The following is a 12,846-nucleotide window of genomic DNA, read 5'->3' as shown; positions in this document are numbered from 1 at the left end:
AGTTATGGGGCCGATTAGGATTCGACGCCGGTAACGAAACTTGAGGGGCATGCCGAGTTGGTAACAGAACTCGTAAATCCACTGTTGCAAACCTATAGTTGCCAACGACGACAACTACGAAGGGTACGCGCTAGCCGCCTAACCTTCATCTGGTCGCTTCGGCGCCAGCGATCACCAGGGGATGCCTGTAAACCCGAAGTGATCGTCAGATAGAACAGGATCGCCGCCAAGTTCGCTGTAGACGTAACGGCTAAAACTCATACAGCTCGCTCCAAGCACCCTGCCATTCGGGCGGCGCGGAGTTAACTCAATAGAACTGGCTACGCATGTAGAACCGATAGCGGAGAGCTGGCGGACGGGGGTTCAAATCCCCCCGGCTCCACCAAATTAACATCTAAAGACGTCCACGGACGTCTTTTTTTGTGCCTGAAAGCCAGTAAATACGAGGCTTTCAACGCTATCGGCGTCCACGCACGTCCATGAGAAGCTACACCTTTTGGCATTCCAAATGGCATTCCAAGCCCGTAGGTGCTAATTTTTGGAATGCCAAAATCAAGTCTGGAATGCCAATGTGCGCACAAGCTACCCGCCTCTCTGAACTCAAAGTCAAATCTGCCAAGCCTGCTGAAAAGGACTACGTCCTATTTGATGGCGGCGGACTTCAAATGCGAGTGAGAAGCAATGGCTCTAAGCTATGGAACTTCAACTATCGACACCCTGTGACGAAGAAGCGGATCAACATGGGACTGGGAACCTTCCCCGAAGTTTCGTTAGCGCAAGCACGCAAGGGTTCCGTTGAAGCGAGGGAAGCCCTTGCCCACGGCATCGACCCTAAAGAGAAACGGGCCGCTGTGCTGCAAGCTAAACAAGCTGCGACTGAGCACACATTCCAGAATGTGGCGACGTCCTGGTATGAACTGAAGAAGGATGCTGTGACGCCGGCCTACGCTGAGGACATCTGGCGCTCGCTAACATTGCACATATTCCCGGACTTGGGCGCCACACCGATCTCAGCCATCAGCGCACCTCAAGTCATCAACCTGCTCCGGCCACTCGAAACCAAGGGCAGCCTTGAAACCGTGAAGCGGCTGACGCAGCGGCTCAACGAGATCATGACCTACGGGGTCAACTCTGGACTGATTCACGCGAACCCGCTCAGCGGTATCCGCTCCGTCTTCAAGAAACCGAAAAAGAAAAACATGGCGGCACTACCCCCCGAAGAGCTGAAAGAGCTCATGGTGGCAATCGCCAATGCCAGCATAAAAAGAACTACCCGCTGCCTGATTGAGTGGCAGCTCCACACCATGACCCGGCCAGTCGAGGCAGCAACCACCCGCTGGGCAGATATCGACATCGAGAAGAAGATCTGGACGATTCCTGCGGAGCGCATGAAGAAGCGCCGCGCGCACATTGTCCCACTCACCGACCAGGCTCTTGCGCTCCTAGAAGCAATCAAGCCTTACAGTGGACATCGGGAATTTGTGTTTCCCGCAGACCGAAACCCTCGTACCCACTGCAATAGCCAAACCGCCAACATGGCGCTAAAGCGCATGGGCTTCGAAGGGCGCTTGGTAAGCCATGGGATGCGCTCTATGGCGAGCACCATCCTCAACGAGCACGGCTGGGATCCTGAATTGATCGAGGTTGCGCTTGCCCACGTCGATAAAGACGAGGTACGTAGCGCGTACAACCGAGCAGATTACATAGAACGCAGACGCCCTCTGATGGCGTGGTGGAGCGACCACATTCAGGAAGCTGCTACAGGCAACCTGTCGGTGTCAGCCATCAGAGAAAATCAAGATAAAAAAGTCGTCTCGATACGTTGACCCAACGTCAGCCCCTAGCCCAAAGCGGGCTACGGACATGATGCTACCTCACAGGGTTGCCGATGGTGACCCATGTGCTGTGGTTCACTTGGATCAGTTTTCGCTCAGGACCGCGAGCGTCCCAGTTCCTCATAATTTAATTATCGACCTTCCTCGCCCTTCTCAAAGCCTGAGGGACCCCTTTCCGGTTACGTCTACAGCGCTAGATTAATCGAAATTGGATCCAAAAATATTTCAAACCTATATCACCTCATTGAACACCCCGCAGTATCGACTGCTGCAGGGGGATTTGGCGTGCCAGCTTCTACCTCGGCACGCCCATCACTTGAGAGGATCTGCGTATGTATACACCTTGCCCAAGCTGTAACTCTGGACGCGTCATCACTAAAAATATCGGTAAACAAACGGGAGGTTTAATTGGTGCCGCAGGCGGTGCAGCCAGTGGCGCCGCCGGTGCCCTGTCAGGTGCGGAAGCCGGCGCGGTACTGGGTGTAGTCGGTGGGCCGGTGGGCATTGCTATCGGAAGCATCGCCGGGGCGATTTTGGGTGGCCTGTTTGGCGGGGTCGCTGGCGGCATCGCCGGGGCCACGCTGGGCGAGCAGATCGACGACAACGTGCTGGCCAATTACCAATGTCTGGAGTGCGGTTACAGCTTCAGCGCCAGCCGTTAAGCCTTTGTGAACAGGCGTCGCTCGTTGATGAAGCGACGCTCTTTCCCCTTCATCTGTAAGGAATCATTCTCATGGCTCATCTCGTTGATACCATGGCCTACGCTGGCGCTACTCCCTGGCATGGCCTGGGCAACAACCTGCCCCGTAAACAACCTATTGAGGTCTGGCAGAGCGAAGCCGGCATGGACTGGCAGATTCTCGAAAGCCCGGTGCACTTCAAGTCGGACGCAGTCGGCCACCTGGGCACCATCCATTCTTTCCCCGAACAAAAAGTACTCTACCGCTCAGATACCAAGGCGCCGTTGTCGGTGGTCTCAAAGCGCTATCACACCGTACAACCCCGTGAGGTATTGGAGTTCTACCGCGACCTCACCGAGGTGTCCGGCTACGAGTTGGAAACCGCAGGCGTGCTTAAAGGCGGGCGCAAGTTCTGGGCGCTTGCACGTACCGGGCAAGGTGCAGTGCTCAAGGGTAACGATCAGGTCAACGGTTACCTCCTGCTCGCCACCTCCTGCGACGGCACTCTGGCCACTACCGCCACACCGACCACGGTGCGGGTGGTGTGTAACAACACCCTGACCATCGCCTTGGATGGCAGCAGCCGCGCCATCAAGGTGCCACACAACACTCGCTTTGACCCGGCGACGGTGAAAAAGCAGCTAGGCATCGCCGTCTCTGGCTGGGACGAGTTTATGTACCGCATGAGGGCTTTGGCTGAACGCAAGGTGCAGTGGCATGAGGCACTGGGTTTCTTCATGAACGTGCTTTGTGAAACCACTCCGACCGGTGCTCTGCCGGAGGTGCTGCCCAATGAGCGTGCCCTGCGCAAGGTTCAGGAACTGTACGAAGGGCGTGGCCGGGGTAGCCAGATTGACTCGGCACGCGGCACCGCCTGGGGTCTGCTCAACGCCGTGACCGAATATGTCGACCACGAACGCCGTGCGCGCAGCAACGAGTACCGCCTGGACTCAGCCTGGTTCGGCCAAGGGGCGCAAATCAAGCAACGCGCTCTGGATGCCGCTCTGCAACTCGCCGCCTAACTCTAACTCACATCAACCCTTGCGCCCGGTCAGCCTTGTGCTGGTCGGGCGTTTTTATGTCTGCCGGTGAATACGATGAAAGCAACGTCATTGAATAGTAGCACCCGTAAGAAACACACTGCCCTGCGCCTGGTCAGCACCAAGGAGCTGCCCCGCGAGGACTGGTTGCAGATCCGCAAGCAAGGCATCGGCAGTTCGGATGCCGCCGCTGCGGTGGGCCTGAATCCCTACAAGTCGCAGTTGGAGCTGTGGCTAGAGAAGACCGGTCGCGATGCTGGGCTACCGAAGGCCGATCCTCACGATGAGCAAAGCCCGCTGTACTGGGGCAATGTGCTGGAGCCCATCGTGGCTTGGGACTACAGCAAACGCAGCCAACACAAGGTTCGACGGATCAACGCGGTGCTACAGCATCCCGATCCGGCGCTGCCCTGGATGCTCGCCAATATCGACCGCGAGGTGATCGGCGCTCCAGAGGTGCAAATCCTCGAATGCAAAACTGCCGGCATAAACGGGGCACGCCTCTGGAAAGAAGGCGTGCCCGAGTACGTGCAATTGCAAGTCATGCACCAGCTCGCCGTCACTGGTAAGCAGGCCGCTGATGTGGCGGTCCTGCTCGGTGGCCAGCATCTGGAAATCCATCGCATCACACGCGACGAGGCACTGATTGCTCGGCTGATTGATCTGGAACGGCTGTTCTGGGATTACGTCGTCAGTGACACCTCGCCACCGGCCGACGGCACAGCGTCTGCGGAAGCGGCATTACGCTGCCTCTTTCCCGAGGATAACGGACAGACCCTGGACTTCAGCCAGCACACGGAACTGGCCAGCACCTTTCTAGAACTCAAGTCTATTCGCCAAACCATTGCCCAGCAGGAGACACGTGAAGCGCAGCTCAAGCAGGTTCTGCAACAGGCCATGGGGGAAGCCACCCGTGCCGAGTTTGCCGAGGGCTATGTCAGCTGGAAGAAGTCCAAGGACAGCATTGGCCTGGATGTCGAACAGATGCTCAAAGACAAACCCTACCTGCAGGCCCGCTATCCCAAGACCAAAGCCGGAAGCCGTCGCTTCCTGATCGCCTGAAGCAGCCTGTTCATCCTGGCCACCCGGACCGTTCAAGTCCCGGTGGCTTTTTTATTTGCAGATCAAGGAGTACCACCATGCTCAAAGGCTTAGCCATCACCCCGCCGGTACTCGGGCGCATTTCCATCGGCAAGGTCGTCGAGAAAAACGGCAAGCGTCTACCCGAAAAAGACGATCAGTTCACCATCACCTCGCAAGTCCAGAGTCGTGACGGCTGGTTACTGCACCCACTCAATGACGAACTACGCAATGGCCAGGATGGCAAGCTGCGCAGCATTCCGATCCGCTTGTTGTTCAACGAACCGGACCTCAACTTTCGCGCGGACTACAGCCTGTTCGATCGTACTACGGGCAGGCCGTTGTGCGTCGGCAATGGTGAAACTTGCAAGCGTTTGACCAAGGACGGCATCCAGTCGCTGCCCTGCCCTTCGCCAGATGGCTGCCCACTGGCCCAAGGCAATGCCTGCAAGCCCTACGGCCGACTGAACGTGGTGATCGGTGAAGATGATCCACTGGGCAGTTTTGTCTTTCGCACCACGGGGTTCAACAGCATCCGTACCTTGGCGGCGCGTCTGCAGTACTTCAGCGCCATCTCTGGTAATCGCTTGGCATACCTGCCACTAGAACTGCGTCTGCGGGGTAAGTCTACGCGGCAGAGCCACGGGACACCGATCTTCTATGTGGACATCACCGTGCGTCACGGCATGAACCTGGAAGAGGCATTGCTGGAAGCCAAACAACGGGAAGAAGTTCGACAAGCGTCGGGCTTTCATCAGAGCGCTTTGGATCACGCAGCCCGTCAGGGCTTCAACAATGGCGCTTTCGAAGACAGCGAAGAGGACACCAGCGCCATCGTCGAGGAGTTCTTCCCCAACATTGAAGATCAGCCCAGCCCTGGAGGGCCCCAAGCCCAACCGGTAGCACTTGGAAAACCCTCACTGGCTCAGAAGCTGGAGGCTCAGGCTATTCAGAACAGCACTAGGCCATAGGTCCAGTAACGCTCTCCTCCTCCACAGCATGCCCCTCGTTCGTATAGGACTATTGTCATGAAATATCACAAACTCAAAGCCGGTGAAACGACCGGCACCTACGTCATGGAATCACCAGTCACCGAAGCCGACATCCTTCAGATGGCGCAGCAACTGGCCATGAGTCGTCTGTCTAAAGGCCGGGCACTGACTGAGCCGAAGCAGGTGTTCAACCACTTGCAAACACTGTTGCAATACCATGAGTACGAAGTCTTCGCTTTGCTGTTGCTCGATTCCAAACACCGAGTTATAGGCTTTAGAGAACTGTTCAGAGGCACGCTGGATGGGGCCAGTGTGTACCCACGAGAAGTGGTCAAGATCGCCTTGGAACACAACGCTGCGGCCGTCATTATGGTTCACAATCATCCCTCCGGCGATCCAGAGCCCAGTCAAGCTGATCGCACCCTGACCACCATCCTCAAGAACGCTCTGAACATGGTCGGCACCCGGATATTGGATCATGTGGTGGTGGGCCATGAAGGTTGCGCATCCTTGGCCGAACGAGGTTACCTCTAACCAATGCCGCATATGAAGGTTGTCCCTGGAGATCCCCAGGGGTAAACCTTCCAAACAGGAAGTTTTTTATTTTTTTGTCTTGATGTGACAACACTGCCGTCATACCGAATCACATTATCCTCGACAATCTGCATGATCACCTCGCGCAACGCCCCTAAGGGCTGCCGATCTACGGAGACGCAACCAGAGCCTCTCACTCTCCGGCATCCTCGACCCTGACGAACGTCGCGCTGAACTCCTTGCATTGGCGATGTTGCTGTAAGCGATTCACAAAGCTAAACGCGTCGTTCAACTCGAAGCGCTGGAAGATATCCAACCCACGTCCAAGAATAATTTTCCAGCCAGTGTCAGTAGTAATGTCACGATCATGCTTAGTCCCTGTCGTGTCATACGCCCAGCTGAACTGAATACCCACCCCCGCACAGGCGTCGGCAATTTTCTGCAGGCTTTCGGTTTGACGATCACCGTTGAACTCATCCTCCACGGTGACTACATGTACAGCCACTTCCTCACCTGAGATCAGCTGCTTGCTGATCGTCTCCAGCAGCTCCATGAGATTGCGCAGTTGATGGAACATCCGCAGGTACGGATCTATAACGATGATCCGCTTGGCCCCTTTTAAATAGGGCCCAAACAATTTATCAAAGGTAACGCCGCGCTGATTCTCCTGAATAACCAGATGCTGAGGCTTCAGCTCTTGCTCTCTGCTCGCCGAAACAGCAAGTTGTTGAATAGGCAGAGGACTGGCTGCATCGCTATCCGACTCGCTGGGAACGACCTTAGCCATATCGAATAGATCCGACTCCGAGACGTCACTCGCCACTCGCCGGTGGTACTGGTTCGGATACTCCCCTTCCTCAAGGGCGCTGACCAGCCTCTCCACGCCATCTTTTCCTTGATAGGCAAAACGCACAGCTGGGTAGGTGGTGTCTATGCGCAGCAGCTGATCCTTGACCCGCTTGCGCCCTTCGATGGCACAGCGCAGCACATCTTCGACCTCCGACTCAGTCGCCTCACCATGTGGGAAGAGGATCTTCATCAGACCGGAGAAAGTTTTATTGATGCCGTCACGATCACGTGTGGAGATTTCATCCGACAACGTGAACAGACATTTGTAGCGATCCGAGAAGTCATGGCTGCGCAATGAACGGAGGATCTCGGCCAGATAATCGACCACAAAGCCGTAACCGCCGGAGAACATCTCCCCACGGATCACGTCCACCTCCCAGCCCGGAATGTAGCTGTGCAGACGGTCGAGGAAGGCGGAGTCGTGGAACTTCTCCGGCAGAGGGTCGAACAGGTCGCTGTGCTTGAGCATATACGGCACTGTGTGATCGGTGTTGCCCACGAATACCATGCTGGCCTCGGCCCCAAGGGTTTCCACTCCCCGCGAAAACGACTTGTTGGCCATGTAGTTCTTCATGATGTCGACCAGCGCCTTGTCCACGCGCTTCTGCTTGCCGGCGAACTCGTCGAAGGCCACCACATCCCAGTAGCCCACCAGACCGAGCTTGCCCGTGCCGTTGTGGACGAACAGCTTAGGCACCGTCACCTCGCCACCGGAGATCAGAATGCCGTGAGGCGAGAACTCCGAGTAGACATGCGACTTGCCGGTGCCCTTCGGCCCCAGCTCGATCAGGTTGTAGTTGCGCTCGCAGAACGGAATCAGACGGATCAGCTGCAGCAGCTTATTGCGCTTGCCGAACATCTGAGGGTTAAAGCCGACGCTCTGGATCAGCAAGTCGATCCACTCATCGGTGGTGAACTGCTTGCGGGCATCCAAGTAGCCCTCGAAGTCGAAGCGGGAGATCTGAATCGGCTTGAGCGATGCAAGCACCCACGGTGAGGCCGACTTGTCTTCGGTGTACTCGTACTCCAGATCGGCGATGCACCACACGCCGCCGACCAGCAGCTTCTGGTGGGACTTCACCGTACTGGAGTCGATCAGCACCTTCTTGATGCCGAGGTTGGCGAATTCCGCCTCGTAGACGTCATCCTTGTCGTTCAGGGAGACGCTGACGCGGTCGATCACCTTATGCCGGCCTTTCTCCTTGATGATAGAGCGTACCAGGCCAGCTTCATTGCGATGCACATAGTGCTTGCGCAGGATCTCCTTGACCGTCTCGATGCCGGCCTGGATCGTGGCCTCGTCGTTGGTGGCGCAGTATTGGCCCAACAGGTACTCCAGCACATAGGAGGGCACAATGGCGTTGCCCTTTACCGCCTTGACCAGATCCTTGCGGACGACCAGACCGGCGAAATACTGGTTGATCTTGTCATCGAGCTGACTCATGAAGGCTCCCGCTTAAAAATCGAATTCACTGGTGAACGAACGACGAATCGTATACCGAGCAGCCTTGTACCGGGTGAAATGCGAGGTGCCTTCCACCTGCTCTTCGAGCCGCAGCTCCACCTGCTGGTTGTTCGCCTCATCGGCCTTGCGACTGAGGATGAAGCGTACCGACAGCTCGCGTTCACGTGGATTTTCCGACGCAAAGTCGAAGGTCAGCTCATGCGCATCCGAGATCAGCTCACTGTCTAGGGTATACAGGCCAGCGCGCAGTCTGCGTGGCTGCTTCTTCTCGGTGACCGCCTCGGTCTGATACAGCACCACGGCCAATTGCCCGGTAGTGATCGTCTTGCCACCAGCGCCGATGAAATCGACTTCCACACGGCCCACATCGCTCTGACGTTTCTTGTTGATGCGGACCACCGGAATCACCACCTCCTGCAGCGTCGCCCCGCCATGCACGAAGCGGCTGCCGGAGCCTTTCAGACGCAGACGGTTGATGGACTTGGGTATCTGCACCTCCAGAGTTCCTTCCAGGCCCAGCTGGTTAGGGCTGAAGGTCTTGAAGCCAGCTTGGCTGCACAGGCCACGCCCCAAGACAAATCGCCGGTCGCGATACAGCACCTCATCACCATCCGGCTCAGTGCTGAGGAAGTCACTCTCCTCCAGGGGAAGGTTCTGGTAGATGAAGCCGTGGTCCGCAGTGATCAGCAGATTGCTGGCATTGGCATTGGTCAGCTTCTTCACCAGGCGGACCAGCTCGGACAGGGTTTCCTCTGCCGCCGCAAACACTCGCTCCTCGGTGTCACGGGTATCACCGGTCTTGTCGATCAAGTTGTGATAGACGTAGACCACATCGTTGTCACGCAGCAGCGCCCGTGAGTCAACCTGGTTCATGGCCAGCAGATCCTTGGCCAGCACTACCTCAGAGTTCGGCACTGCTGCTGCGAGGATCTTGCCGCGATTGACCGCCCCCTGAGCGCTCTGACCGTTCACCATGGCACCGCCACTGTCGTTTTCAGCCAGCTGCAGTGCCTGGTTGGGCAATAGCGCTGCCATGCCCAGCTGGGTGTAGCTCGGCAGCATCGACAGTGCAGGCTCAAGCTCGGCCTCGAAGCGGTCCTCGCGGCGAATCAGGCTTTGCAGCTCCTCGCCAACCTCGTAGCGGAATGCATCGGAGATTACCACGCAGACCTTGGTCTTGCGCTCGACGAATGGCTTCACATAGCGACCAAAGAAATTCCGCTGCAGCATGATCGGTGCGGCTTCCCAGCGATGCGCGGCATCGACGTGCTGCTGCCAGCGGTCATTGAGGCGCACCAGGAAATTGTTGGTGTAATGGTTTTCAACCTGAGTGTTCAGCTCCTCCAGCAACGAGGCCTGCCCCGATTCGCGGGCGTGATAGACGAACTTGCGGTACAACTGGTCGAGTCGATACCAGCTCTGCGCATACTTCTCCACGCCATCGCTCAGCGATGTCATCTCCAACTGCGCCGTATCCAGTAACTGCAGGAACTGCGCGGCATGGTCGACTGCCAGGTAGACATCCTCGAAGTGGGTAAACCAGTGGCTCTGCCGGCGCTGGCGCACCCACTGCTCGACCTCCTGCGAGGTCACCGTCCTCGCCACCACCTCATGCACCAGCTCACTGAGGATCTTGCGGTCGATCAGCTCGAAGTAGTCCAGCTCCATCAGCTTGCGGTAATCGAGCCCATGCAGCCGATCACTGATCTGCAGCACTTCGGCGCACTGCTCGGAGAGCAGCTCGAAGCTCTGCTGATGGGAGCGGCTGTCCTTCCAGCGCTTAAGGAACACCAGCGACTCGGCCGACAGCCGTGCCTTGTGCTCCGGATCGGTTCCCATCAGGAAACAGGCCTTGAACAGCTCGATGACGAAGTCATGGAGGCCCGGCTGGTCCGAGACATAACCGTAGGCACGCCTCATCTGCTCCCACAGGAAGCCACTCAAGCCACTGCTCTCGATCAGCTTGATTCGCGCATCGCCGGCACTGGCCAGCTCAGCCAGCAGTGCCTCCAAAATCACATCCAAGCGCGGCTCAGCGTCGGCACAGACCGCCAGCATCTTAAGACGCAGCATGTTGTTCGAGTCCACCTGCTGCTGCAGCTTGCGCAGATCCTCGCGCCGCTTGGCGGACTCAAAAAACGCAGCATGGGCTTCCAGCAACGGATAGCAATCTGGCCCCAACTCCAGCTCAGCCAGCCACAGGGCGACCTGATCGGTGCGGAAGCTATTGCCACTGGCCAGCTGCACGTCGAGCAGCCAGTTCTCCAGATGTGGCGGTTCTGCACCCTCGCGGTAGAGCAGAAATTTCTGCTCCGGCTGCTCGCGCAGGATGCGGTACTTCACGCAAAACTCGTTGTTGGCCAGCTCGATCTTCTCGACCCCCGGCAGCTCCAGAGCCTTGAAATCAGAGCGGAACTCCAGGCGGTTGTCGTACCAGAAGACGATACGCTGCTTCTCGAACAGGTTGGTCAGCGCCTGGGTGATCTTCGGGTTGCTCATGCCACAGCCTCGATTTCTTCCTCTTCATCCAGCACCTCCTCAGGTACTGGTAGTGGACCGCTGACCACCACATTGCAGCGCAAGCGCTGCAGGAGTGCTTCACGCCGTGCATGGCAGAAAGCCTGAAAGTCCTCAAAACGCAGGCTGTCACTCTCGTCCAGCAGCAGATCGGCCGGTTTGATGCCACAGCCCTTGTCGGCCAGCCATTCGATCAGCGGCATATCCTTCTTCGAGCGGTTCTGCGAGGCATTCAGCAGGTGCAGGTTGGCAATCGAGTTCCAGTTGAGCGAGTTCCGGTAGAACGCCATCAACTCAGGATCATTATTGAGGAAGCCTTGCTTGGATAGCTCTGCCTTGGTGAAGGCGCTCTGCGGATGCAGGTGATCAACGTCCAGCTGCAGGTTTTCGTTGATCTCGGGGTACAACAAACTCAGTACCGAACGGCACCGCGAGTCCCCATGCTCGATGTCGAGCAGCCCTCTGAGGTAGGCCTCGTCGAAGCGCAGATCCTTGTTGGTCGCAGTGAATGCTTCGATGATTTCCTCCAGAGGGAATCCCTTCTTGCCAAGATGCCTGGCAAGCAGGCGCTGCATTTTCGTGAGCACACCATCGGCTTGACCGCCAAACACCCCACGCAGCAGCACCATATGCAACCAGCGCGATAGCGCCAGGCGCTCATCGCGCAAATGGTTGATGTTGTTGATGCTCAGATAAAGCGGCTTGCCCTGGAAGAGCTGCTTATACAGGTAGAAGGCCAACGGGATGACAGCATTCTTTGCTCTCAGCGAATGGTCATTCAGACCGAATAGGCGCAGTAGCTTGAAGGTTGCGACGATACAGGATCGGATCTGCGGCCACTGCGCCTGAATGACACTGACCTGATCAGTATCGAAATTCTTGACCTTGAACCGCACATCGGCGCCGATCAGCATCAGACAGGTCTTCAGAACCCAGTCACGGGCAATCGAGAACTGCATCTCCGAGCTCTGCCTTACCTCAGCGACCAGCTCGTCGATGTCCTTACGGGCATCGCCCTGCCAGTTGGCAATGGCGATGGACATCAACAGGTCGGAGAACGCCAGCGGCGTACCCCCGCTATTGGTGCGAATGAACACGTCAAGGACATGGTCGATGTCCTGACTTTCCTCGTTGTAGTAGTGGATGACCTCCTCCCGCCGGACGAGGTAGTACAGACGATTCAGGGTCTTGACTGCAAACCTGTTGCTAGCCAGCCCTTGCTCCGCCAAGTAGGGCAGCACAACCTCCATCAGTATCTCATCATCAGAGCGCACATCGGGCAGGCTCAAGACCTTGCCCACTTCGAACCAATACGAGGTTCTATCGCTCTTATACGATGCCGCCTGCTTTTCGGTCAGGAAGCGGAAGTCGTACTGGGCCATCGACTCGTTGTCATCTCCTTCAACGCCCTTGCTCAGGTTGAGATAGAGCCGGCGTGGCGGGAGAACCTGATTGTTTCGCGTGTTGGGCCACCAGACTCGAGGCTGCTTGTAGGCATAAGTTCCTTTCAGGCCGATGTAGATTGAGGTCAGCCGCTGCTGCCCATCTATGACCGCCTTGAAGTCCTTGAAGTCCCCCTGAGTCGGGACATAGTCGTTGGACTCCTTGAAGCGCTGGCAGTAGTCGGTCAGGAAGCTGTAGAAGCGGTATTTGTTCTTGATTTCCGGACTCGTCACATCCCACATCATGAAGGTGTTGATGGGGTACTCACGCATCAGGGAGTCAAAGAGCGTGCAGATCTGCTGCGTCGACCAGACGAAATTGCGCTGGATCGCCGGCAACAAAAATGTCCGGTCATCGATGTTGCGTATTGCCTGGCGAATCGTGATCGCCTTTTCGAATCGGCCTGCCATA

At 57.0% G+C, this 12,846-nt stretch carries 9 protein-coding genes and 1 other RNA gene; 7 read left to right on the top strand and 3 right to left on the bottom strand.

Features of this window, described 5'->3' with window-relative positions; translation table 11 throughout:
- Positions 1 to 6 precede the first annotated feature (6 nt).
- The 7 genes from ssrA to radC all read left to right on the top strand — a co-directional run bounded on the left by ssrA (position 7) and on the right by radC (position 6,161).
- Positions 7 to 385: a transfer-messenger RNA gene (ssrA, locus tag HW090_RS13360) on the top strand.
- A 184-nt stretch (positions 386 to 569) separates the two neighbouring features.
- Positions 570 to 1,826, top strand: coding sequence for an integrase domain-containing protein (locus HW090_RS13355; RefSeq protein WP_096426772.1), 1,257 nt, complete (start codon positions 570 to 572; stop codon positions 1,824 to 1,826).
- Positions 1,827 to 2,167: 341 nt separating this feature from the next.
- Positions 2,168 to 2,497: a hypothetical protein gene (locus HW090_RS13350; protein WP_096426773.1), complete on the top strand. Its 330-nt coding sequence runs from the start codon at positions 2,168 to 2,170 to the stop codon at positions 2,495 to 2,497.
- Positions 2,498 to 2,568: 71 nt separating this feature from the next.
- Positions 2,569 to 3,537: a DUF932 domain-containing protein gene (locus HW090_RS13345; RefSeq protein ID WP_096426774.1), complete on the top strand. Its 969-nt coding sequence runs from the start codon at positions 2,569 to 2,571 to the stop codon at positions 3,535 to 3,537.
- A 75-nt stretch (positions 3,538 to 3,612) separates the two neighbouring features.
- Entirely contained in the window at positions 3,613 to 4,617 is a 1,005-nt protein-coding gene (locus HW090_RS13340; protein ID WP_179113974.1) for a YqaJ viral recombinase family protein, read from the top strand.
- A 77-nt stretch (positions 4,618 to 4,694) separates the two neighbouring features.
- The gene (locus HW090_RS13335; protein WP_179113973.1) at positions 4,695 to 5,606 is read left to right on the top strand and encodes a hydrolase or metal-binding protein; all 912 of its coding nucleotides are present in this window, start codon (positions 4,695 to 4,697) and stop codon (positions 5,604 to 5,606) included.
- Positions 5,607 to 5,663: 57 nt separating this feature from the next.
- A complete protein-coding gene (radC, locus tag HW090_RS13330) occupies positions 5,664 to 6,161 on the top strand; it encodes a DNA repair protein RadC (protein ID WP_096426777.1) in 498 nt (165 codons plus the stop codon).
- Between the two features lie 193 nt (positions 6,162 to 6,354).
- On the opposite strand, the gene brxL is transcribed toward radC, so the two are convergent.
- The 3 genes from brxL to HW090_RS13315 are packed head-to-tail and all read right to left on the bottom strand — an operon-like array spanning position 6,355 to position 12,845.
- Entirely contained in the window at positions 6,355 to 8,454 is a 2,100-nt protein-coding gene (gene brxL, locus HW090_RS13325) for a BREX system Lon protease-like protein BrxL (RefSeq protein ID WP_096426778.1), read from the bottom strand.
- A 12-nt stretch (positions 8,455 to 8,466) separates the two neighbouring features.
- Complete coding sequence (pglZ, locus tag HW090_RS13320) at positions 8,467 to 10,974, bottom strand: BREX-1 system phosphatase PglZ type A (protein WP_179113972.1); 2,508 nt, start codon at positions 10,972 to 10,974, stop codon at positions 8,467 to 8,469.
- Positions 10,971 to 12,845 carry a DUF262 domain-containing protein gene (locus HW090_RS13315; RefSeq protein ID WP_096426780.1) on the bottom strand — a complete coding sequence of 625 codons (1,875 nt, stop codon included), beginning with the start codon at positions 12,843 to 12,845 and terminating at the stop codon, positions 10,971 to 10,973. The genes pglZ and HW090_RS13315 overlap by 4 nt, the downstream gene beginning before the upstream one ends.
- Position 12,846 lies beyond the last annotated feature (1 nt).

It is taken from the genome of Pseudomonas sp. ABC1 (assembly GCF_013395055.1).
GTDB lineage: Bacteria > Pseudomonadota > Gammaproteobacteria > Pseudomonadales > Pseudomonadaceae > Stutzerimonas.
The sequence above is the reverse complement of the archived record's forward strand: the minus strand, read 5'-3'. Positions and strand labels throughout refer to the sequence as shown.